This window comes from Streptomyces sp. SGAir0957 (assembly GCF_043523415.1).
The window spans coordinates 1177721-1197186 of record NZ_CP027293.1; the positions used below are offsets into that span (position 1 = coordinate 1177721).

26 protein-coding genes are annotated in these 19466 nt (G+C 71.1%); 8 read left to right on the plus strand and 18 right to left on the minus strand.

Features of this window, described 5'->3' with window-relative positions:
• The first annotated feature begins 103 nt into the window (after nucleotides 1-103).
• Nucleotides 104-2164: a restriction endonuclease gene (locus C1N81_RS10590; RefSeq protein ID WP_394428513.1), complete on the plus strand. Its 2061-nt coding sequence runs from the start codon at nucleotides 104-106 to the stop codon at nucleotides 2162-2164.
• A 93-nt stretch (nucleotides 2165-2257) separates the two neighbouring features.
• Here C1N81_RS10590 and C1N81_RS10595 read toward each other — a convergent pair whose 3' ends face one another.
• The 12 genes from C1N81_RS10595 to gvpO form a co-directional block, all read right to left on the minus strand.
• Entirely contained in the window at nucleotides 2258-3307 is a 1050-nt protein-coding gene (locus C1N81_RS10595) for a YihY/virulence factor BrkB family protein (RefSeq protein WP_394428514.1), read from the minus strand.
• 86 nt (nucleotides 3308-3393) lie between these two features.
• Nucleotides 3394-4023: a LysE family translocator gene (locus C1N81_RS10600; protein ID WP_394428515.1), complete on the minus strand. Its 630-nt coding sequence runs from the start codon at nucleotides 4021-4023 to the stop codon at nucleotides 3394-3396.
• 28 nt (nucleotides 4024-4051) lie between these two features.
• Nucleotides 4052-4426, minus strand: coding sequence for a gas vesicle protein K (locus C1N81_RS10605; RefSeq protein WP_394428516.1), 375 nt, complete (start codon nucleotides 4424-4426; stop codon nucleotides 4052-4054).
• Nucleotides 4423-4611, minus strand: a complete 189-nt coding sequence (locus C1N81_RS10610) for a gas vesicle protein (protein ID WP_324768917.1) — start codon at nucleotides 4609-4611, stop codon at nucleotides 4423-4425. Before C1N81_RS10610 ends, C1N81_RS10605 begins: the two co-directional genes overlap by 4 nt.
• Nucleotides 4608-5450 (minus strand): GvpL/GvpF family gas vesicle protein, encoded by an 843-nt coding sequence (locus tag C1N81_RS10615; protein WP_394428517.1) that lies wholly within the window; start codon nucleotides 5448-5450, stop codon nucleotides 4608-4610. Before C1N81_RS10615 ends, C1N81_RS10610 begins: the two co-directional genes overlap by 4 nt.
• A 17-nt stretch (nucleotides 5451-5467) precedes the next feature.
• Nucleotides 5468-5839, minus strand: coding sequence for a gas vesicle protein (locus C1N81_RS10620; RefSeq protein WP_394428518.1), 372 nt, complete (start codon nucleotides 5837-5839; stop codon nucleotides 5468-5470).
• The gene (locus C1N81_RS10625) at nucleotides 5839-7128 is read right to left on the minus strand and encodes an SRPBCC family protein (RefSeq protein ID WP_394428519.1); all 1290 of its coding nucleotides are present in this window, start codon (nucleotides 7126-7128) and stop codon (nucleotides 5839-5841) included. The genes C1N81_RS10620 and C1N81_RS10625 overlap by 1 nt, the downstream gene beginning before the upstream one ends.
• Entirely contained in the window at nucleotides 7121-7795 is a 675-nt protein-coding gene (locus tag C1N81_RS10630; protein ID WP_394428520.1) for a DNA primase, read from the minus strand. The genes C1N81_RS10625 and C1N81_RS10630 overlap by 8 nt, the downstream gene beginning before the upstream one ends.
• Before the next feature lie 69 nt (nucleotides 7796-7864).
• Complete coding sequence (locus C1N81_RS10635; protein ID WP_394428521.1) at nucleotides 7865-8110, minus strand: gas vesicle protein GvpG; 246 nt, start codon at nucleotides 8108-8110, stop codon at nucleotides 7865-7867.
• 7 nt (nucleotides 8111-8117) lie between these two features.
• The gene (locus C1N81_RS10640; RefSeq protein ID WP_394428522.1) at nucleotides 8118-8864 is read right to left on the minus strand and encodes a GvpL/GvpF family gas vesicle protein; all 747 of its coding nucleotides are present in this window, start codon (nucleotides 8862-8864) and stop codon (nucleotides 8118-8120) included.
• Nucleotides 8861-9277, minus strand: coding sequence for a gas vesicle structural protein GvpA (locus tag C1N81_RS10645; protein ID WP_394428523.1), 417 nt, complete (start codon nucleotides 9275-9277; stop codon nucleotides 8861-8863). The genes C1N81_RS10640 and C1N81_RS10645 overlap by 4 nt, the downstream gene beginning before the upstream one ends.
• Before the next feature lie 43 nt (nucleotides 9278-9320).
• Complete coding sequence (gene gvpO, locus C1N81_RS10650; protein ID WP_394428524.1) at nucleotides 9321-9737, minus strand: gas vesicle protein GvpO; 417 nt, start codon at nucleotides 9735-9737, stop codon at nucleotides 9321-9323.
• Between the two features lie 274 nt (nucleotides 9738-10011).
• Here gvpO and C1N81_RS10655 point away from each other — a divergent pair, with 274 nt between their 5' ends.
• The 5 genes from C1N81_RS10655 to C1N81_RS10675 all read left to right on the plus strand — a co-directional run bounded on the left by C1N81_RS10655 (nucleotide 10012) and on the right by C1N81_RS10675 (nucleotide 12867).
• A complete protein-coding gene (locus C1N81_RS10655) occupies nucleotides 10012-10878 on the plus strand; it encodes a restriction endonuclease (protein WP_394428525.1) in 867 nt (288 codons plus the stop codon).
• Nucleotides 10879-10967: 89 nt separating this feature from the next.
• Entirely contained in the window at nucleotides 10968-12041 is a 1074-nt protein-coding gene (locus C1N81_RS10660) for a YihY/virulence factor BrkB family protein (protein ID WP_394428526.1), read from the plus strand.
• Nucleotides 12042-12098: 57 nt separating this feature from the next.
• Nucleotides 12099-12242, plus strand: a complete 144-nt coding sequence (locus C1N81_RS10665; protein ID WP_394428527.1) for a hypothetical protein — start codon at nucleotides 12099-12101, stop codon at nucleotides 12240-12242.
• Nucleotides 12243-12366: 124 nt separating this feature from the next.
• Complete coding sequence (locus C1N81_RS10670) at nucleotides 12367-12558, plus strand: hypothetical protein (protein ID WP_394428528.1); 192 nt, start codon at nucleotides 12367-12369, stop codon at nucleotides 12556-12558.
• Between the two features lie 75 nt (nucleotides 12559-12633).
• Nucleotides 12634-12867: a DUF5133 domain-containing protein gene (locus C1N81_RS10675; RefSeq protein WP_394428529.1), complete on the plus strand. Its 234-nt coding sequence runs from the start codon at nucleotides 12634-12636 to the stop codon at nucleotides 12865-12867.
• Here C1N81_RS10675 and C1N81_RS10680 read toward each other — a convergent pair.
• The gene (locus tag C1N81_RS10680) at nucleotides 12853-13242 is read right to left on the minus strand and encodes an ATP-binding protein (RefSeq protein WP_394428530.1); all 390 of its coding nucleotides are present in this window, start codon (nucleotides 13240-13242) and stop codon (nucleotides 12853-12855) included. The two genes, C1N81_RS10675 and C1N81_RS10680, sit on opposite strands and share 15 nt — an antisense overlap.
• 275 nt (nucleotides 13243-13517) lie before the next feature.
• Between C1N81_RS10680 and C1N81_RS10685 the strand changes: the two genes are divergently transcribed.
• Together C1N81_RS10685 and C1N81_RS10690 are read left to right on the plus strand one after the other, a co-directional pair.
• Nucleotides 13518-13886 carry an STAS domain-containing protein gene (locus C1N81_RS10685; protein WP_394428531.1) on the plus strand — a complete coding sequence of 123 codons (369 nt, stop codon included), beginning with the start codon at nucleotides 13518-13520 and terminating at the stop codon, nucleotides 13884-13886.
• Nucleotides 13887-13980: 94 nt separating this feature from the next.
• Nucleotides 13981-15957 carry an acyl-CoA dehydrogenase family protein gene (locus C1N81_RS10690; RefSeq protein ID WP_394428532.1) on the plus strand — a complete coding sequence of 659 codons (1977 nt, stop codon included), beginning with the start codon at nucleotides 13981-13983 and terminating at the stop codon, nucleotides 15955-15957.
• On the opposite strand, the gene C1N81_RS10695 is transcribed toward C1N81_RS10690, so the two are convergent.
• The 5 genes from C1N81_RS10695 to C1N81_RS10715 form a co-directional block, all read right to left on the minus strand.
• Nucleotides 15945-16334 (minus strand): VOC family protein, encoded by a 390-nt coding sequence (locus C1N81_RS10695; protein WP_394428533.1) that lies wholly within the window; start codon nucleotides 16332-16334, stop codon nucleotides 15945-15947. The genes C1N81_RS10690 and C1N81_RS10695 overlap by 13 nt on opposite strands.
• A 5-nt stretch (nucleotides 16335-16339) precedes the next feature.
• On the minus strand, nucleotides 16340-16942 hold the full coding sequence (locus tag C1N81_RS10700) for a Rieske (2Fe-2S) protein (protein WP_394428534.1): 603 nt from the start codon (nucleotides 16940-16942) through the stop codon (nucleotides 16340-16342).
• 498 nt (nucleotides 16943-17440) lie between these two features.
• Nucleotides 17441-17998: a DNA starvation/stationary phase protection protein Dps gene (dps, locus tag C1N81_RS10705; protein WP_394428535.1), complete on the minus strand. Its 558-nt coding sequence runs from the start codon at nucleotides 17996-17998 to the stop codon at nucleotides 17441-17443.
• A 145-nt stretch (nucleotides 17999-18143) separates the two neighbouring features.
• Nucleotides 18144-19013, minus strand: coding sequence for a SigB/SigF/SigG family RNA polymerase sigma factor (locus tag C1N81_RS10710; RefSeq protein WP_394428536.1), 870 nt, complete (start codon nucleotides 19011-19013; stop codon nucleotides 18144-18146).
• Between the two features lie 145 nt (nucleotides 19014-19158).
• Nucleotides 19159-19287, minus strand: coding sequence for an LPFR motif small protein (locus tag C1N81_RS10715; RefSeq protein ID WP_275410205.1), 129 nt, complete (start codon nucleotides 19285-19287; stop codon nucleotides 19159-19161).
• Nucleotides 19288-19466 lie beyond the last annotated feature (179 nt).

The window sequence follows — 19466 nt, forward strand, 5'->3', positions numbered from 1 at the left end:
ATGCGTGGCCGCGTTTGCTGGGTAAGGTCAAGAAGTCACCGTCCGGCTGTGGGGGCAGCCTGGGTCCGTCGACGGTGATGTGTGCGGGGGAGGTTGTTCCTACATGAGTCGTCGCTCCACGGGTGTCGTCGGCGTCTGGGCCGAGATGCAGCGGCAGCAGCAGCGCCAGTCCGAGGCCGAGGCGAGGCAGCGCAGGCTGGAGGCGCAGCAGGCGCGCGCCTATCAGCGCCGGGTCGCGCAGAGCCACCGCGAGTACCGGCAGGCGGAGGCGCACCGGCGTACGGAGGAACTCGACGCGCACGTCGCCTCGTTACAAGGATTGCTGGCCGCCGGGTGTCTGGCCCCCGCGTTCCGCGCGGAGTCACTGCTGCGCGGCGAGGAGATCGAGCCGTTCGCGCCGGGGCCCCTCGCGCACCCCGTACCCGTGCCGGACCCCGCGCTGTACCAGGCGCACACCGGCTGGACGGCGAACCGGCGCGCGCAGGCACAGGCGGAGGCGCACGCGCGCTACGAGCACGACCTGCGCGTGGCGCAGGCGGCCGAGGCCCGGCGGCGGCGGGATCTCGCGGCGTACCGCGAGCAGTACGACGCGTGGGCGGGCGCCCGGCTGGCCGAGGTGCGGCGACACAACGCGGGGGTCGCGGCGGTCGTCGAGGGCGTCCGCCGCCGGGAGCCGGAGGCCGTCGTCGAGTACTTCTCGGCCGCGCTCTACTCCTCCACCGCCTGGCCGGACGGGTTCCCCCGCCGGGTCGCGGCGGCGTACGACGCGGCCGCGGGCCAGCTGGTCCTGGACTGGGAACTGCCCGGCTACGCCGTCGTCCCGGAGGCGAAGGCGGTGCGGTACGTGGCCTCCCTCGACCAGGACAAGGAGAGCCCGCGCCCGGTCACGCAGCGGCGGGCGCTGTACCGGGAGGTCGTCGCGCAGTGCGTGCTGCTCGCGCTGCACGACCTGTTCTCCGCCGACGGCCTCGGCGCCCTGGACTCGGTCGCGCTGAACGGGTTCGTCGACGACCACGACCCGGTGACCGGCAGGCCCGGGCAGATCGTGCTGGCCACCGTGATGGCCACCCGAGCGGATTTCGAGGGCCTGCATCTCGCGCAGGTCGACCCGGTCAGCTGCCTCGCCGACGGACTGCGCGGTCAACTCTCGGCCCGCCCGGACCAGTTGACGGCCGTGCGGCCCGCGCGCCGCCCGGACGAGGTCGGCAACCGGGTGGTCAGCCACGGCGGTGACAGCGAACCCGATCTGTACGCGATGGACCCGGTCGCCTTCGAGGCGCTCGTCGCCGAACTGTTCCGGGCGATGGGGATGCAGGCGGTCACGACGCAGCGGTCGAACGACGGGGGCGTGGACGTCGACGCGCTCGACCCCGCCCCGATCCGCGGCGGCAAGATCGTCGTCCAGGTGAAGCGGTACCGCGCCACGGTGCCGCCGACCGCCGTGCGCGATCTGTTCGGCACCGTGCAGGACGCCGGGGCCAACAAGGGCGTTCTCGTGACGACGTCGAAGTTCGGTCCCGGCTCCCACACCTTCGCCAACGGCAAGCCGCTGGAGCTGATCTCCGGCGAGGAACTCGTCGACCTGCTGCACCGGCACGGCCTGCGCGGTCGCCTCGGCCCACGGGACGCGCCCGTCCCCGACGAGCCGACGATGTTCCTGCCGAGCCCGCAGCTGCCGCCCGACTACAACGTGCTCGGGATGTCCTGGGCGGGTGCGGTGGCCCTGGACGTCTGCGCCCTCGTCTGCGCGGGGACCCGCGTCCTGAGCGACGACCACTTCGTCTTCTACAACAACCCGAGCACCCCGGACGGTTCGGTCCAGGAGATCCCGCCGGACGGCCGCGACAAGGCCGCGCTCCGCGTCTCCTTCGACAGCCTGCCGTCCGAGGCGGACCGCCTCGTCCTCGTCGCCGCCGTCGACCCCGCGGTCGACCCGGCCGCCGACCTGGCCGGGTTCTCCGACGCCCGCATCCGCCTCCTCGACCCGCGCATGAGCGAGCTGGGCGAACTCGACGTCTCCGACGGCCGCCCCGGCGAGACGGCGCTCGTCCTCGGCTCGTTCCGCCACCGGCCCAACGGCGACTGGGACTTCGTCCTCGGCGGCAAGGGCTACCCGGGCGGCCTCGAAGAGCTGCTGCGGGACTACGGGATCGAAGTGGACTAGGGCCCTGCCTTCGTCAGGACTAGGGCCTGTATTCGTCAGGACTAGGCGGGACTAGGGCCTGCCTGTATTCGTCAGGACCATGGCCTGTCCGTGTCAGGACTCGTCCATCCGTCGCTTGTCCTGCTCGTCCCACGCGCGCGTGTCCCTCGGCTCGACATAGGGCTCCGCCTCCGGCGGATGGCCGCCCGCGACGGCGCGCTGGCGCGCGGTCTCCGCGTCGAACTCCAGGCCGAGGAGGATCGCCAGGTTGGTGACCCACAGCCAGACCAGGAAGACGATGACTCCGGCCATCGTCCCGTAGGTCTTGTTGTACGAGGCGAAGTTCGCGACGTAGAAGGCGAACGCGGCGGAGGCGACCATCCAGACCACCAGGGCGAGCACACTGCCCGGCGTGATCCACCGGAAGCCCTTGACCTTGGCGTTCGGCGTGGCCCAGTACAGGATCGCGATCATGATGGTGACCAGGAGGACGAGGACGGGCCACTTGGCGATCGACCACACCGTGAGCGCGGTGTCGCCGATGCCCAGCATGTCGCCCGCCTGCCGCGCCACCCCGCCGGTGAAGACCACGATCAGGGCGCTGGCCACGGCCAGGATCATCAGGACCACGGTCACGCCGACACGTACGGGCAGGACCTTCCACACGGGCCGGCCCTCGGGCATGTCGTAGACGGCGTTGGCGGAGCGGATGAAGGCCGCGACGTAGCCGGAGGCCGACCACACTGCCAGGAGCAGGCCGATGACGGCGACCAGCGAACCCGTGCCCGCGTTGCCCTGCAACTGCTGCACCGCGTCGGTGATGATGTTCCGCACCGAGCCGGGCGCCAGCTGCCGCAGGTTGTCGAGCACCTTGTCGGTGGTGGACTTGCCCGCGATGCCGAGGAGCGAGACGAGGACGAGGAGCGCGGGGAACAGCGCGAGGACCCCGTAGTAGGTCAGTGCGGCGGCCCGGTCGGTGAGCTCGTCGTCCTTGAACTCGCGCAGGCTGCCTTTGAGCACCGCCATCCAGGACCGTTTGGGCAGGTCGGTGGGGGTGTCGGGGGCGCGCCGCTCCACTTGCTCGGACGGGCCGAAACCCTCCGCGCCGGCGTTCGCGCCGCTGTACTCGTCGTGCTCGTCACCGAGATCAGTTCGCTTGCCCATGGACTGCGGGTAACCACTTCGTCCGTGAACACGCCCGCCGATCGGGTGACGTGCCGCATCCTGAGCTCTGTCCTGGCCGGACCCGGTCAGGACGAGGCCGCGACGCCTCCGCCGAGGGCGATGAACAACCAGCCCGTCAGCAGCTCCCAGCGGCGGCGGACCGCGGGGCGGGCGAGCAGGGCCCGCAGCCGCGCGGCGAACGCCACCAGGACGCACCAGTAGACGAGGCCGACGGCGATGTCCACGGTGCCGAGGAAGAGGATCTGCCGGGTCGTCGACCCGCCGCCGTGCACGAACTGCGGCAGGACGCTGAGGAAGAAGAGCGCCGCCTTCGGGTTGAGCACGTTGGTCAGGAATCCCTCGGTGAAGCCGGCCCGACGGCCGCCGGGGCGCGAGGTGCGGGAGGGGCGGTCCGGGTGGGGCTCCGCCGTCCTGCGCGCGGTGAGCAGCGCCCGTACGCCGAGGTAGATCAGATAGGCGGCGCCGAGCAGCTTGACGGCCTGGAAGACCATGGCCGAGCGCGCCGCGATCACGGAGAGACCGGCGACGGCGGCGCCCATGTGCACGCAGAGGCCGCTCTGCGCCCCGAGCGCCGCCGCCCGCCCCTTCGCGGAGTTCTCGGCGGCGCACCGTACGACGACGAGGAAGTCGGGGCCCGGCACGAGATAGGCCACCATGACCACGCCGAGGAAACCCAGCAGGTCCACCGAGATCATGCGGTCTCCTCACCGTGTGGGGCGGGGGTCAGCGCGGCAGCAGGGGGCCCAGCGGTCCGAGGTCGATGTTGAGGTCCTCGGGCTTCAGGTCGTAGCGTTCGCGCAGCTCCTCCATCCGGTCCTCGAGCAGCATCAACGTAAGGCCGATGCGGTCCTCCTGCTCCTCGGACAGGTCCCCGGTGTCGAACCGGCGCAGGGCCTGCCGCTCCATCAGCTGCCGCAGCAGCTCCACGATGGTCAGGACGAGCTTCATCAGGTCCCGTTCCACCGTGTCGGGCTCGATCTGGATGCGCCCGCGCGCCTTCTCGACCTGCTTCTCTTCTGGGCTGGCCTGCTTCTCCTCCGGGTGGGCGGGCTTCTCCTCCGGGTGGGCGGGTGCCGGGCTGTCGTCGTACGTGCTCACAGCATGTCCTCGAACGGGGAAGGGACGTTCTCGTTGACCGAGCTGATCAGTGCGTTCAGGTCGATGCGCACCAGGTCGACGTCGGCGATGCGCAGCGTGACGTCGCCCGCGAGGACCACTCCCCCGGCGAGCAGCCGGTCGAGGAGGTCCACGAGGGCGACCTCACGGCGTTCGATGACGGTCATGACGCACCTCCCACCGACGGCTCGGCCGGATCCTCGCGCTCCTCGGGCGGGGTGGAGAAGGAGTACGCGGCCCAGGGCCCGGTCAGTTCCACGCGCAGGCCGGGCTGTCCGTCCTTGGTCGCGTCGACGAGTTCCACGAAGGCCTCCGACTCCGAACGGTCGACAAGGTAGGCCCCGTTGAGGACATTGCGCCCCGAGCTCTTGGCGAGCTCCGGGTTCTGCGGCGGGTGGACCCGGGTCTCCGCGCTGCGCTCCGCGAGCCGGTCGTGCAGCTCCTGCGCGAAGGTCTCGGCCGTGCGCCAGATCTGGTCGCGGCCCTCGCGTTCGGCGCGGCGCCGGCGCAGGTAGTCGCGGCCGGAACCGGCGCCGAGGGCCTGCGCGGAGATCCGCTCGCGGCGCCCGGAGGCCGCGTCGGCGGCGGGCGCGCCGGTCTCCTTCGGCTGGTCCTCGACGAAGACCTTCACACCCCACTCGACCCGGTCCCTGATGCGCGCGAGCGACGTGCGGAAACGCTCCTGCTCCGCCTCCAGCATGGCGCGGACGCCGCTGTCGTCGCGGAACACGGTCGCGAGGCGCAGCGGCAGCGGGCTGGTGAGCGAGGCGAGCGCCGCGATGACGCCCTGGTGGGCGCGGGCGGTGCCGGCGAGCCAGTCGAGGTTCTCCAGGTTGCGCCGCAGCGCGCCCTCCGAGAACTCCTCGGCCGGCACATGGCTGACGACGGCGGTCAGGCCGGCGTGCTCGATCAGGCGCGGCGCGGCCCCGCCGACGCCGGACAGGTCCGCCGCCAACGGGGCTTCGAGAGCGCCGCACACCGCGTAGACGTACCGCAGTTCACTCATCGCGCGGCTCCTCCTGCTCATTCATCACGCGGTTCCTTCTGCCGGGACGAGGGGGCCTCGTCGAGCGCCTCGGACGTGCCGCCGCCCTCCAGGGCGGCGATGCGCTCGCGCAACTCGGCGTTCTCCCGGGCGAGTTCCTTGCGGCGGGCGCCGGACGACAGGGCGGGGTCGTCCTCCCACCAGTCGATGCCCATCTCCTTCGCCTTGTCGATGGAGGCGACGATCAGCCGCAGCTTGATCGTGAGCAGCTCGATGTCGAGCAGGTTGATGCGGATGTCACCCGCGATCACAATGCCCTTGTCGAGCACCCGCTCCAGGATGTCGGCCAGATTGGCCCCCGAACTCCCCCCGCCGAGGGGGGAATCGGGGAACCGGCTCGCGGTAGTCATCAACGGCTCCGGGCTGCTGCGTGCTCACGCCGGCCGGACTTCTCGTCGGACTCCTCGTCGTCCTCGTCGGCCGGCTCGTCCTCGTCGAGGTACTCGGCCTCCTCGGCCTCTTCCTCCGGCTCCTCGTCGGCGTACTCGGCGTCCTCTTCCGGGGCCTCGTCCGCGTACTCGGCGTCCTCGTCGGCGTACTCGCCGTCGTCGGCCTCGGCCTCGGCCTCGGGGTCCTCGTCGGCCGGCTCGTCCTCGTCGAGGTACTCGGCGTCCTCGGCCTCTTCCTCCGGCTCCTCGTCGGCCTCGTCGGCGTACTCGCCCTCGTCGGCGTCCTCCGGCTCGGAGTACTCCTCCTCGTCGTCGTACGCGTCCTCGGCCTGCGCGTCCTCGCCCTGCTCCTGCTCGTCCTGGTCCTGCCCGTCCTGGTCCTGGGAGCGTTCCTCTTCCTCCGCCGCCACCGCGTCGTCGTGGCTGCGGACGACCTCGCCGTCGCGGATCTCGCCGCGCCAGCCGTCCGTCGCCTCGCCCTTGATGGTGATGAAGCGCGCGAAGTTCTTCAGGTCGAGGCGGGCGCGGCGGCCCTGGGCACGCCAGATGTTGCCCGTCTTCTCGAAGAGGCCCTTCGGGTAGTACTCGATGACAAGGAGCACCCGGGTGAGGTTCTCGCCCAGTTCGTGGAAGGTGATGACACCCTTCGTGGTGCCCTTGGCGCCTTCGGAGCTCCAGCTGATGCGCTGGTCCGGCACCTGTTCGGTGGTGTGCGCCTTCCAGCTGCGGCTCGACCAGAAGATCTTCATCTGCCAGTCGGAGGTCACGTCGTCCGCGCGGTTGGCGTTCTTGACGCCGCGCGCGAAGGTGGAGAACTCCTGGTACTGGGTCCACTGGTCGTAGGCGGTGCGCAGGTCGACGCCGACGTCGATGCTCTCCAGGATGACGGTCGGCTTCTGCCCGCCGCCGGACTTGGACTTGCCCTTGCCGCCCTTGCCGAAGAGGCCCTTCACCCCCTCGACCACGTTGTCCTTGAGGTGTCCGGCGCCGGTCTCGACGGCCGCGCGGACGGGGCCTTTGCCCTCGGCGAGCTTGCGGCCGCCGTTGAGGGCCATCTTGGCGAAGCCGGGGCTGTTGCCCTCGGCTATGTCGTTGAGCTTGCCCGTGGTCTGGCCGAGCTTGCGGCCGACCCCGGTCAGCAGGTGCGTCGCCTTGGCGGCGAGGTAGTCCTGCGCCTCGGCCTTCAGGCGGTCGGCCGCCTCGCTGCGGGCGAGGTCCTTGAGCGGGTTCGTCCCGGACTGCTCAGCCATTGCTGCGGCCTCCCTTCGAGGCGGTGCGCGAGGACCGGCGGGCGGTCCCGGCGGTCTTCTTGGCCGCGCCGGACGTCCCGGACGAGGCCGTCTTCTTCGCGGTCTTCTTGGCGGCGGTGCCGCGCGAACGGCCGCCCTGGTCCGCCTTGCGGCGGCCGGACGAACCCGACGAAGCCGACGAGCCCGAGCCGGACGACGTGGACTTCTTGGCCGGGGCGCGCTTGCGGGGCGCCGGGCGCTCCTCCTTCTGCTCGGGCGCGTCCTGCTCGTCCCGCTCGTCGCGGTCCTCGTCCTCGCGGCCCTCGTCGGCGCGGTCCTCGGCGTCCCGCTCCTCGTCACCGCCGCCGCCACCGCCCTGGAGGCGGTCGCGGACACCGGCCGTGCTGCTGTGCAGCCGGTTGGCCAGGCCCTCCATCTGCCGTTCGAGGATGGCTCCGGTGGCGGCCTTGCCGACGCCCCGGAAGTCGTCGCGCAGCTGTCCGCCGAGCTCCTGGAACTGAGGGTTCTTGTCCAACTGGGTACGGACCAGGTCCATGACCGCCTTGGGACTGAGCTGGAGCTTCTTGCCGGCGACCATGGTGCCGACGGCGAAGGCCAGCTTCATCTTCTTGGTACGTCCGAGGACGTACCCGGCGCCTACCGCGAGGCCGACTGCTGTTCGGTTCATGGTGTGTGTCCGTTCCTGCACGTAAGGCTTCACGCGCCTAGAGGTGACGCCCGAAGGGGTGTTGCGGCGTCACGCGCCTGTCTGTCTGTTCCGGCTGGCCTCCAGCCGGTCGAGGAGTTCGTCCTCCATCCGGTCGAACGTCTCCTCGTCGATCTCGCCCGCCTCCAACTGCTTCTCCAGGGCGGCTAGTTGCGCCTGGATCGCCGAAGGGTCGTAGTACTCGCTCTCCGCCTGCGCGACCACCTGGTCGAGGACCCACATGGAGCCCCGTACGGGTGCGAGCGGCAGCAGGAGCACCTGGCTCAGCAGCCCCACGGGGGTCTCACCCCGAGGTGACGGAGGTCGCGGGCGTCTCCTCCACGAAGCTGTAGGGCGGCAGCGGGCCGTTGACACGGAAGACGAGGTGCGGGGAGGACTGCCGGATCTCCTCGATGGCGCCGAGGAGGTTCTCGGAGGAACCGCGGTCGACGAGGAAGGAGAGGTTGCTGATCCAGCCCGTGGACTCGGGCCCCTCGCTGACGGCGTCCGCCCGCGGTTCGAGGGTCGCGCGGACCATCGCGCCGTCGTGCGCCTCGCGCGCCTGCACGGCCTTGGCGACGGCCTCGCCGAGCTGGAGCTTGTCCTCGTGACTGCCGCCGCCGGCGTCACGGTTGCGCAGGGCCAGGGCGCGCACGTCGTCGTTCTCCGCCATGACGGTGCGCAGCACGGCCTCTTCCTCGTGCTGGACCTTGACGTTGTACTCGACGCGGTCGCGCAGTGCGGCGAGCCGCTCCTGGTAGTGCGCCACCCGCTCCTCCAGGGCGGTCGCGACCGCGGCGTCGTCCTCGGCGACGCTGCCGAAGCGCATGGGCAGCACGGTGCCGCCGCCGCCCGCCTCGGACAGGACGTTCTGGTGGGCGAGGAGGTCGCGCCGCTTGGGCCGGAGGTTGTCGGGCGCGTCGCTGACGATCGCGGCCAGGCCGCCGCCCTTGACGATGCGGACGGTCAGCGCGGGGGCTCCGATGCCCTCCATGCCATCGGGCAGGCTCGGGTGGTCGGCGTCGGCGATGCCGTAGACGTACGTGCTCACTCCTGCTCCTCCTTACGGCGGCTCGTCGAGCTGCGGCGCCGGCTCGGGGCCTTGTTCTCCTCGCGGGCCTGCGAGAAGGCGTCGGATATGGTCTCGGCCGCACCGGAGAGCGCGCCCTTGGTCTTGCCGTGGGCGCCGGACTCCATCGTGTCGCCGATGATGTCCGTGAGGCCGGACGGCTTCTTGCTGCCGGTCTCCAGGTCGAGGCGGTTGCAGGCCTCGGCGAAGCGCAGATACGTGTCCACGCTGGCGACCACGACGCGAATGTCGATCTTCAGGATCTCGATGCCGACCAGCGAGACGCGGACGAACGCGTCGATCACCAGGCCGCGGTCGAGGACCAGCTCGAGGACGTCGTAGAGACCACTGGTCCCGCCGCCTCCGCCGCCCTGCTGGGTCGTTGCGACTGTCATGTGCGATTCCTCCCTGTCATGCGCTTCTCGGGGTGTCCGCCGGTCAGCGGCGGTCGTCGGAGCGGCCGCGCTCGTAGCGCCTGACGCGCCGGTAGCCGGTGAGGATCCCCTCGTGATCCAGGGCGACCTCGTAAGTGGCGAGCAGGCTCATCGTGTCGGGCACCCTGGACAGCTCCAGGACCTCGACCTCGAGCACCCACCCCTCGTCGGTGGCGCGGAACGAGGCGACCGAGTCGACCTCCTTGCCGGTCAGCTCCGTCAGCTGGTCCCGCGCCTCGCGCAGCGCCTCGGTGGGCCGCAGGCGCTTGGGGCGCTGCGGGCGCTCGGGCGCGGCGCGCTTGCGCGTCCGTGTTCCGGTGCCGCTGCCGCCGCTCTTCTTGGCGGTTTCCCTGGAAGTGCCGTCGGACTCTTCGTTCGCGGCTTCAGATGTGTTGTTGGATGTATTCGATGTGTTGGTCATAGCGATCTCCACCCCGCGTGCCCGCGAATCCCTGGCCAAACCTTCACAGTTCGCTCGATTTTTCTGGACCGTTCACCGGGTGCGTTCCGCGTCCCCCGGCCTCGCCGACCGAATGCCCCGCAACCACCGTGTTACGACTCACAGTTGGCTGCCGGATCGTCAACTGACATGCGCGTCGCGCCACTTGGCGCCCAGATCCGTCTTGTCGATCATGGAACGCACCGGCCGGGGCACACGTCGATCAAGGAATAGGCGACGACACGCAGGAGATCCCGTGCCGATACGGAAGACAAGGCGCACCGCGGCCCGACCCCAGGCGGCGGGCCACCCGCAGACCGCGGCCCCGGCCCGGCTCTCCGGGCCCCTCGTCGCGCTCGCTCTGATCGGCGCCCTGATCTGCGCCGTCGTTCTGCTCTTCCTGCGCTTCGCCGCGTGGGCCGGCGCGCACCCGCTCGCCGCCGTGCTCCTGGCCCTGCTCGCCGTCCCCGTCCTCTATGTCCTGTTCCGCGCCATGCCGCGCACCCGCGAACTGCGCCGTGCCGCACGGGCGGGCGCGGCCCAGGCCGACCGTGAGCTGGCCGAGACGGCACTGGCCGCGGACGTCACGGTCATTCCGCCGCAGGACCGTGACACCGTCCGGCTGCGCACCGACACGGTCGCCGCTCCCCCGCAGGACGGCCGGACCGCCGTCCTTCCGGACCTCGCGCCCGACTTCTCGGCGCTCGACCCCTACGAGTTCGAGACGGCCGTGGCGGCGCTGTGCGAGCGCGACGGGTGCACGGACGTCCAGGTCGTCGGCGGCGCGGGCGATCTGGGCGCCGACGTCCTCGCCACCGCGCCCGACGGCCGCCGCGTCGTCGTGCAGTGCAAGCAGTACGGGCCGACGAACAAGGTCGGCTCCCAGGACCTCCAGCGCTTCGGCGGCACCTGCTGGTCGGTGCACGGGGCGCAGCTCGCGGTGGTGGTGACGACCAGTGAGTTCACGGCGCCCGCCATCGAGTACGCCGAGGGCTGCTGCATCCGCTGCGTCGACGGCGAGGAGCTCCAGGCCTGGGCGGACGGCTCGGGACCGACCCCGTGGGGCCCGACGCCGGTGTGGACGGGAGCCGAGCAGGCCGAGCAGGTCGAGCAGGCCGGGTAGGTCGAGCAGGCCGGGGAGAGCGGATGGACCGGGGAGAGCCGGGCAGGCCGGGCAGGTCTGAATTCCCGTGCGGCGGACATCCGGACCCCATGCCAGAACAGCGGAGCCCCGCGCCGGAACAGCGGACCGAGAACGATCAGCCGGAGGCCTTCGGCCCCTCCCCCGAGGTGGAGGAGGCCGCCCCCGACAAGCCCACCGACCTGTCCGGGCACGCCTGGGGCCAGGTGCTGCGGCACAGTCTGCGCGAGTTCCAGAAGGAGGAGCTGACGGACCGGGCCGCGGGCCTGACGTACTACGCCGTCCTCTCCCTCTTCCCCGCTCTCCTCGTCCTGGTGGCGCTGCTCGGCGTGGTCGGCGAGTCCGCCACCCAGAAGGTGCTCGACAATGTGGAGAAGCTCGCTCCGGGCGCCGCGCGCGAGATCCTCACCAACGCGGTCGAGCAGTTGCAGGGGCGCGCGGGCACCGGCTCGGTCATGGCCGTCGTCGGCATCCTCCTCGCCGTGTGGTCGGCCTCCGGCTACGTGGGCGCGTTCATGCGGACGGCCAACCAGATCTACCACGTGCCCGAGGGGCGCCCGCTGTGGAAGCTGCTGCCGCTGCGCCTCGGCATCACCCTGGCGCTGATGCTGCTCGCCACCCTGAGCGCGCTCGTCGTCGTCTTCACCGGTGGCATAGCGCGGCGCGTCGGGTCCGTGTTCGGGGTCGGGGACACCGCGCTGACCGTGTGGTCCATCGCCAAGTGGCCGCTGCTCGCGCTGCTGCTGGTGCTGATGATCGCCCTGCTGTACTGGGCCGCTCCCAACGTGAAGGGGCGCGGCTGGCTCTGGGTCACCCCGGGCGGTTTCCTCGCCCTCCTCGTCTGGCTGGTGGCCTCGGCGGGGTTCACGCTGTACGCGGCCGGGTTCGCCTCCTACAACAAGACCTACGGCACCATGGCCGGCGTCATCGTCTTCCTCGTATGGCTGTGGCTGTCCAGTCTGGCGATCCTGCTCGGGCTCGAGTTCGACGCGGAGATCGCACGTCAGCGGGCCATCAGCGGCGGTCACTCCAGCGACGAGGAGCTGTTCGTCGAGCCGCGGGACACCAGCGCCTGGGACGAGGACGACGTGCAGCAGGTGCAGCCGCCCGTGTCCCGCCCCGATCAGGGGGTAACCGCTCCATAGGTCCCCGTAGTCAACTCCATAGGTTCCCGTAGTCAACCGACCGTCAACGGAGGCGTCATGGCCGGCATTCTCAATCGGATCAAGGAGTACAGCCGCTCTCCGCAGGGGCAGCGGACCATCGCGTCGGCGCGGCGCGCGGCGGCCGACCCGCGCAAGCGGGAGCAGGCCCGTCGTCTGCTCGGCAAGCTGCGCCGCCGCTGATCCCACACGTCTGATCAAAAAGTTGCGCTGCTCACAGGAGTGAGTGGCGTCGGCGGGCGGATCGGGGGCACTCGGGTGCCGCCGCACCGGGCGGCGCACCCGAGCCGATATGCGAGGACCGCAGATGACGACCCGTAGCCCGCACCGATCCCTCGTCGGCCTCGGCCGGACCGGCCTCATACCCGCGCTCCCCGGATTCGACGCGGACGCGGGCGCCGAGCTCGAAGCCGCCTGCTGCTCCGTCTGGTTCGTGTCGCGCAGCACGGAACACGAGGTCACCTGTGTGACGCAGGCCGCGCGAGCCGGCGCGGCCTGAGGAGGCATGTCCGGGCGAATCCCGGGCAGTTGATGTTCCGTCGACCCCACCGGACAACAGAACAGGGAGCGTTTCGTGCTGAATCCCGACCCGATGTTCATCCGGACCCTTCTGAGCCGCTACGCAGACATACAGCTGCGCTTCTCGGAGCGTCCGACGCAGGAACTGCAGTGGCAGCTCGACGATGTCACCTACACGCTCTGCGTCAGCACCGGGACCCGGACGGTCCACGACGCGCTCATGGCGGCGGACGCCGTCCTGGAGCGCGCGGCGGCCGAGCGCTCCGGCGACGAGTCACAGGCGGCCTGAACCACCCGGTGCGGCGGGCAGCCGCAGTTCGGCGGTGACCGTCTTGCCACCGTCCTCCACATCCACCGTGACGCGCGAGCTGAGCCGCTGCACCACCATCCAGCCGTATCCGCCCGGCGCCCCCGGCCCCGCGTGGGTGCGGCGCGGCACCTGCGTACTGCGGTCGCTCACCCCCATCCAGAGGGCGTCACCGCTCAGGCCCGCGTGGAAGGCGGTCGTCCCGCCCGCGTGCCGGATCGCGTTGGACGTCAGCTCGGTCGCCACGAGGAGCGCGTCGTCGTGCAGGCGTCGCGCCTCCTCCAGCGGAAGCCCGCAGCAGACCTCAAGGAGGGTCCAGCTGACCTCCGCCCGTGCCTGCGCACACGTCGTGCGCATAGGGGCGGGTGTCCCGGGAGCACTCATCAAGACGTGATCCTCTCTCTGTACACGTGCAAAGACTGCACTTCGTCGCTGTTGCCGTTCCGCTTGCTTCCGCTCCATTCCGCTTGCCCAGCGCCGCTATCCGCACACCCGCGCGGCCGGGCCACTCCTACGGGTCGTGTTCACACCCGTGAAAACCCGCTCGACCTGGTGTTTTGCGCGAGAGACGGGTATCGAGGAACACAGCCGTCCCGTTCCGGAACGGTCGGGGCATATGACAAGGTCGGGACATGGTCAGTAACAGCGAGAGCATCGAACTCACCCTGCGGGAGCGGGTGGCGGTCGTCACGTTGCGCCATGAGATCGACCTGGAGGACGTGGCCGACGTCACCGACGTCTTCCGGCGCGCGTGCACCGAACCCCTGGCCGACGCCACCCTGCTCGACCTGAGCGGGCTCGGCTTCGCCGACAGCACCCTGCTCAACCTGATCCTGCGCGCGAAGGCCGAGCACGACGAGGCGGACCGGCCCTTCGTGCCGGCGGTCGCCGCGGGCAGCGCCGTGGAGCGGCTGTTCGACATCACCGGTGTCGCCGACGTCCTGGGTCCGGCCGGCTCCTACGAGGAGGCGCTGCGGCGCATCAAGGCGCTCACCCCCTGAGCGCCCCGCGAGCCTCAGCGCCTGCCTGCCTGAACGCCCGCCTGCCTGAACGCCCGGTCGGCTTGATCGTCCTACGGACGGGTAACAGAGCGGCATGTCCACCGAAATGCCCACACCCCCGAGCGGCTACGTGCAGCCCGCCGTCGACGTCCCCGCGCTCACCGCGCTCCTCGACGGCGAGTACGCCGAGGTCCGCGATCTGGTCCGCGCCAACCTGGCCACCTACGCCTCCGTGCTGGAGGAGGCCGAGACGCTCGGCATCGACGCGTACCGCGAACGCGTCCGCGAGCTCGTCGTCGAGATGGCCGCCACGGGCCAGACCGGGATGGGCTTCCCGAAGGAGTACGGGGGCGGTGGCTCCGTCGGCGCCTCGATCGCCGCGTTCGAGACGCTCGCGTTCGGCGATCTGTCGGTCCTCGTCAAGGTGGGCGTGCAGTTCGGCCTCTTCGGCGGCGCCGTCCTGCAGCTCGGCACGGAGCGCCACCACGAGGCCTACCTCCCGGACATCGTCACCGGGAAGCTGATGGGCTGCTTCGCGATGACGGAGAGCGGCCACGGCTCCAACGTCCAGGCGCTCGGCACCACCGCCGTCTACGACCCCGCGACCCAGGAGTTCGTCCTCACCACCCCGGACGACGCGGCGCGCAAGGACTACATCGGCAACGCCGCCCGCCACGCCGAACTCGCGGTCGTCTTCGCCCAGCTGGAGGTGGCCGGCGAGGCCCACGGCGTGCACGCCTTCCTCGTCCCGGTCCGGGTCGGCGGCGAGCCCGCGCCGGGCGTCCGCATCGAGGACGACGGCCGCAAGATGGGGCTCAACGGCGTCGACAACGGCCGGATCTGGTTCGACGGCGTACGGGTGCCGCGCGAGGCCCTGCTCAACCGGTTCGCCGACGTCACGCCCGACGGCGTCTACGAGAGCGGCATCGAGAACCCGGGCCGCCGCTTCTTCACCATGCTGGGCACGCTCGTCCAGGGCCGGGTCAGCGTCGGCGGCGGGGCGATCAACGCGTCGAAGGTCGCGCTCGCCATCGCCGTCAGGTACGCGGAGCGGCGCCGCCAGTTCAAGGCCGCCTCCGACCAGGAGGAGCAGGTCCTCCTCGACTACGGGCTGCACCAGCGCCGCCTGCTGCCGCTCCTCGCCCGCACCTACGCGCTGCACTTCGCGCAGGACGTCGTCCGTACACAGCTGCACGACGTGTTCTCCGGCATCACCGACGACGAGCGGAGCAGGCGGGAGCTGGAGTCCCGGGCCGCGGGCACCAAGGCGCTCGGCACCTGGCACGCGACCCGGGTGATCCAGGAGTGCCGCGAGGCGTGCGGTGGCGCGGGCTACCTCGCCGTCAACCGGTTCGCCGCGCTCAAGGCCGACAGCGACATCTTCACGACGTTCGAGGGCGACAACCACGTCCTGCTCCAGCTCGTCGCGAAGGGCCTGCTCACGGGCTACGCGCACGAGTTCGGGGACATGGACCAGCTGGAGACGGTCCGCTACGTGGCGGGGCTCGCCGTGGAGACCGTGATCGAGAAGACCTCCGCGCACAAACTCCTCGAACGCGTACGTGACCTGCTGCCCGGCGGCGACGCCTGGGACCAGGAGGCGGGGCTGCTCGACTCCGAGTACCACCTCGCCATGCTGCGCTTCCGCGAGGAGCACATGCTGGCGGGCGCGGCCCGCCGCCTCAAGCGCGGCATGGCCGGCGAGGCGAGCCCCGGCACGGTCTTCTCCCAGGTGCAGGACCATGTCATCGCGGTGGCCCACGCCCATGTGGAGCGACTGGTCCTGGAGGCGTTCGTCGAGAAGCTGCACACCCTTCCCGACGGTGACGACAAGGTGGCGCTCGGCCTCCTGTGCGACCTCTTCGCCCTGACGACGATCGAGTCGGACCGGGCCTGGTTCATGGAGCACGGCCGTCTGACCGGCCAGCGCTCCAAGGCCATCACCCGCGAGATCAACGACCTCTGCCGCAAGCTCCGCCCCCTGGCCCTCGACCTGGTCGACGCGTGGGGCGTCCCACCGGAGATGCTGCGGGCGCCGGACCTGGTGGGGCCCGCCGCTCAGTCCAGGTAGTGCGCCCGACCCTCGTCGTCCAGGCCGACCGCGCCCTCGCCCTCCGGGATGAGGCAGAACTCGTTGCCCTCGGGGTCGGACATGACCAGGAAGCCGGCGTCGTCGTACGCGTGCAGGCGCCGGCCGCCTAGGGCCTCGATGCGGGACTGTTCCGCCAGGGGGTCGGGGCAGCCCAGGTCGAGGTGGAGGCGGTTCTTGCCCGGCCGGGGCGCGGCGCCCCGCTGGATGCCGACGCCCAGGCCGTTCTCGCGGCGCAGCCATACGTAGGGGCCGGTGCGGCCCACGATCGGCCGCTCCAGCACCTCGGACCAGAAGGCGGCGAGGCGTTCGGGGTCGGCGGCGTCGATGATGAGGCAGTTGATCTGTAGGCCCGCCATGGCCGTCACCCGGCTCCGGGCAGGGAGACCGCGAGCACGCCGTCCTCCTCGATCCGTGTCTCGAAGCACGGCTGCGGCGCGGTCGCGGGTCCCCGCTCCACGGAGCCGTCGGCGAGCCGGAAGACGCTGCCGTGCCAGGGGCACGTCACGCAGCCGTCGTCGATCCGCCCGTCGGACAGCGGGCCCGAGAGGTGGCTGCACCGGTCGGCGAGGACGTCGACCGTGCCGCCCTCGCCGCGCACCACCAGCAGGGGTACCTCGCCGAGCATCCAGCGCGCGGGCTTGCCGGGGGTCAGTTCGGCGACCTTGCGCAGCCGGTGCCAGCCGGGCTCGATCAGGTGCGGCACGGGCTCCGCCTTGTTGGCGCCCGCTCCCTGCCGGTAGGCGAGGTGGCCGCCGATGAAGCCGCCGACGCCCGCGCAGGCGAGTCCGGCGAGGCCGAGCGCCCTGCCGCGCACGGGGTGGCGTCCGCGGGCGAGGAACGAGGCGCCGTACAGCGTGACGGCGGTGGCGTTGGCGGCGGCGTGCACGAGCCCCGTGCGCATCTGCTGCTCGTGCTGCTCGGCCCAGTCGGCCCACCCCGCGAGGGCGGCGGGCAGCGCCGTCACCGTGCCCAGGCCGACCAGGAGCCGGGCGGGGCGGCGGGCGCCGGGTACGTAGTCGAGGACGGCAGGACGACAGCCAGGCGCCCATGGGCAGCTGCACCATCAGCGGGTGGAGCGGATGGCCCATCGGGCGGCCGTGGAGCACGTCGCGGAGCGCGCCGAGCGGCAGCGCCCGTACGGCCTTCTGCACGGGTGTGACGACGCGGTCCAGGGATTCGGCGTTCTCGACCTTGTCGAGCGCGTCGAGACAGGAGCGGAGCAGGCGCGGCACGCGGACGCTCAGGGGCACGGTCGGCGTCCGGGCGCCGGGGGCAGTGGTCATGGCTGGCGATTCTCCCGTCGGGTGCGCGTCAAACGTCGTAGGCCGGGGGCGGCGGACGGCGCGTGCACCGCAACGGTCCACACATGTGCACACGTGAGACACATGAGAGAGGGCGTGACCGGTGACCGGTCACGCCCTCTCTCATGCGGGTGCCCACGGGGCGGGCGCCGCGCGCGGCGTCACGCCGACTTGGCGGCGGCCTCCTTCTCGCTGGTGGCCCCGGCCGTGGTGAGCGTGCCGCCCGCCGTCTCCAGGTGTGCGCGCACGAACCACTGGAACTGCTCCAGGTCGCGCAGCTGCTCGATGAGCAGGTCCTCGGTGGCGGGGTCGATCTCCCCGACCGTCTTGATCGCCTTGCGCAGGTCCTCGACGAGGCCCGTGTAGACGAGGTCGAGGGCGCCGAGGTGGGCGATCGCGTCGGCGCGGCCGACGCTGTAGTCCTCCCACTTGCGGGCGGCGACGAGCGCGCCGGGCGTGCCCTGGGCGACACCGCCGAGGGCGGCGAGGCGCTCGGCCACGTCGTCGGCCATGTCACGGACGCGGTCGACCTGCGGGTCGAGCATCTCGTGCACGGCGATGAAGTGCGGGCCGACCACGTTCCAGTGGACGTGCTTCAGCGTCAGGTGCAGGTCGTTCAGGCTGTGCAGCCGCTCCTGCAGGACCTCGATGACCGAGGCTGCGTCCTTCACCGTGATGCCAGGGACGGTGTAGCGGGGGGTGGTGGTCTTGGAAGTCAACGTCCAGCCTCCTGTCTCATACCGGTTTGTGCTGTTTCGGTACCCCGTTTCTCCGGCTTAACCCCACCCTTTCGGTGAACCGCCCCCGGTCTGCCGACAGACCGGGGGCGAATGGGGGCCTGAGCGGCCGGGGCTGCCGGACGGATCAGTCGTTGGTCAGCAGACCGGCGCGCAGCTTGGTGAGCACGCGCGAGATCAGCCGCGACACATGCATCTGGGAGTAGCCCAGGGCGTCGGCGATCTGCTGCTGGGTCTGCTCCTCGACGAAGCGCAGATGGATGATCGTGCGCTCACGGTCGTCGAGGTCCGCGATGAGCGGGGCCAGCGAGTGGAAGTTCTCGACGAGCTCGAAGCGGTCCTCGTCGAAGCCGATGAAGTCGGCCAGCATCGTGTCGGACTCGTCGTCCTTGCCGCTGACGGCCGCGTCGAGGGACACGCTGTTGTAGCCGTTGGAGGCCATCTGGGCCTGGGCGACCTCGGCGGGCTCCAGCTGCATCAACTCGGCCAGCTCCGCGGTGGAGGGCGAGCGGCCCAGCCGTGTGCGCAGCTCCTCGGTGGCCCGGGACAGTTCGAGCCGGGCCTCCTGGAGCCGTCGCGGTACGTGCACGGCCCATGACGTGTCGCGGAAGAATCGTTTGATCTCGCCGGTGATGTAGGGCACCGCGAACGAGGTGAACTCCACCTCGCGGGTCAGCTCGAACCGGTCGATCGCCTTGATCAGACCGATGGTGCCGACCTGGACGATGTCCTCCATCTCCTGCTGGCCGCGGTGGCGGAAGCGCGAGGCCGCGTACCGCACGAGCGACAGGTTCATCTCGATGAGGCAGTTGCGCACGTAGCTGTACTCGCGCGTGCCCTCCTCCAGCTCGGCGAGCCGGTCGAAGAACCTTCTGCCGACCTCCCGCGCGTCCTTGGGCGCGAGCGACGTCGGGTCCGCATAGGCGCGCTGGATCAGAGCCTCCTCGGCCGCCGAGGCCGGTGCCAGGCCCTGGTCCTGCGCCGTCACGGTGATCATGTGTCCGCCCCTTCTTGTGTGTGTCGCCGGGCCGCATGTGCGGTACCGGCACACCTCTCTTCGCTGCACATGCATATTTCTACTCATGTGCCGGCGAATCCTTGCGGACCCCCGGAGGTGTCGGTGGGTGTGTCAGTGGTCCGTGTCAGTGGTTTCCGTGCGCACTGGCCGAGGCGCCGCCGAACAGTCGCGCGACGGCCCGGAAGGGAAGCGTGACGACGGTGGCGATGGCGCCACCGATCGAACGCAGTACATCAGCGATGGCCTTGAGCATGACGGTCTCCTCTCCTGGTGCCGAGCCCGGAGGGGCACGGGGCTCCGTGCCGTCCGGACGGTCACTGCACTGGGTGTCCTGACGACGCCTTCTCAAACACGCCGGCCTCAGGTCACCCGCACATCGCTCACCCGCACACCACGCTCAGCACACCCGCGCGCACAATGCGGCCACCGGCG

What these genes read in the sequence shown, in the direction of transcription:
- C1N81_RS10685 (WP_394428531.1), top strand. Translation starts at nt 13,518, where the DNA reads ATGGTCAGTAACAGCGAGAGCATCGAACTCACCCTGCGGGAGCGGGTG.
- C1N81_RS10600 (WP_394428515.1), bottom strand. Translation starts at nt 4,023, where the DNA reads ATGATCTCGGTGGACCTGCTGGGTTTCCTCGGCGTGGTCATGGTGGCC.
- C1N81_RS10695 (WP_394428533.1), bottom strand. Translation starts at nt 16,334, where the DNA reads ATGGCGGGCCTACAGATCAACTGCCTCATCATCGACGCCGCCGACCCC.
- C1N81_RS10590 (WP_394428513.1), top strand. Translation starts at nt 104, where the DNA reads ATGAGTCGTCGCTCCACGGGTGTCGTCGGCGTCTGGGCCGAGATGCAG.
- C1N81_RS10670 (WP_394428528.1), top strand. Translation starts at nt 12,367, where the DNA reads ATGACGACCCGTAGCCCGCACCGATCCCTCGTCGGCCTCGGCCGGACC.
- C1N81_RS10620 (WP_394428518.1), bottom strand. Translation starts at nt 5,839, where the DNA reads ATGACTACCGCGAGCCGGTTCCCCGATTCCCCCCTCGGCGGGGGGAGT.
- C1N81_RS10625 (WP_394428519.1), bottom strand. Translation starts at nt 7,128, where the DNA reads ATGGCTGAGCAGTCCGGGACGAACCCGCTCAAGGACCTCGCCCGCAGC.
- gvpO (WP_394428524.1), bottom strand. Translation starts at nt 9,737, where the DNA reads ATGACCAACACATCGAATACATCCAACAACACATCTGAAGCCGCGAAC.
- C1N81_RS10660 (WP_394428526.1), top strand. Translation starts at nt 10,968, where the DNA reads ATGCCAGAACAGCGGAGCCCCGCGCCGGAACAGCGGACCGAGAACGAT.
- C1N81_RS10595 (WP_394428514.1), bottom strand. Translation starts at nt 3,307, where the DNA reads ATGGGCAAGCGAACTGATCTCGGTGACGAGCACGACGAGTACAGCGGC.
- C1N81_RS10615 (WP_394428517.1), bottom strand. Translation starts at nt 5,450, where the DNA reads ATGAGTGAACTGCGGTACGTCTACGCGGTGTGCGGCGCTCTCGAAGCC.
- C1N81_RS10690 (WP_394428532.1), top strand. Translation starts at nt 13,981, where the DNA reads ATGTCCACCGAAATGCCCACACCCCCGAGCGGCTACGTGCAGCCCGCC.
- C1N81_RS10680 (WP_394428530.1), bottom strand. Translation starts at nt 13,242, where the DNA reads ATGCGCACGACGTGTGCGCAGGCACGGGCGGAGGTCAGCTGGACCCTC.
- C1N81_RS10710 (WP_394428536.1), bottom strand. Translation starts at nt 19,013, where the DNA reads ATGATCACCGTGACGGCGCAGGACCAGGGCCTGGCACCGGCCTCGGCG.
- C1N81_RS10715 (WP_275410205.1), bottom strand. Translation starts at nt 19,287, where the DNA reads ATGCTCAAGGCCATCGCTGATGTACTGCGTTCGATCGGTGGCGCCATC.
- C1N81_RS10665 (WP_394428527.1), top strand. Translation starts at nt 12,099, where the DNA reads ATGGCCGGCATTCTCAATCGGATCAAGGAGTACAGCCGCTCTCCGCAG.
- C1N81_RS10630 (WP_394428520.1), bottom strand. Translation starts at nt 7,795, where the DNA reads ATGAACCGAACAGCAGTCGGCCTCGCGGTAGGCGCCGGGTACGTCCTC.
- C1N81_RS10645 (WP_394428523.1), bottom strand. Translation starts at nt 9,277, where the DNA reads ATGACAGTCGCAACGACCCAGCAGGGCGGCGGAGGCGGCGGGACCAGT.
- C1N81_RS10610 (WP_324768917.1), bottom strand. Translation starts at nt 4,611, where the DNA reads ATGACCGTCATCGAACGCCGTGAGGTCGCCCTCGTGGACCTCCTCGAC.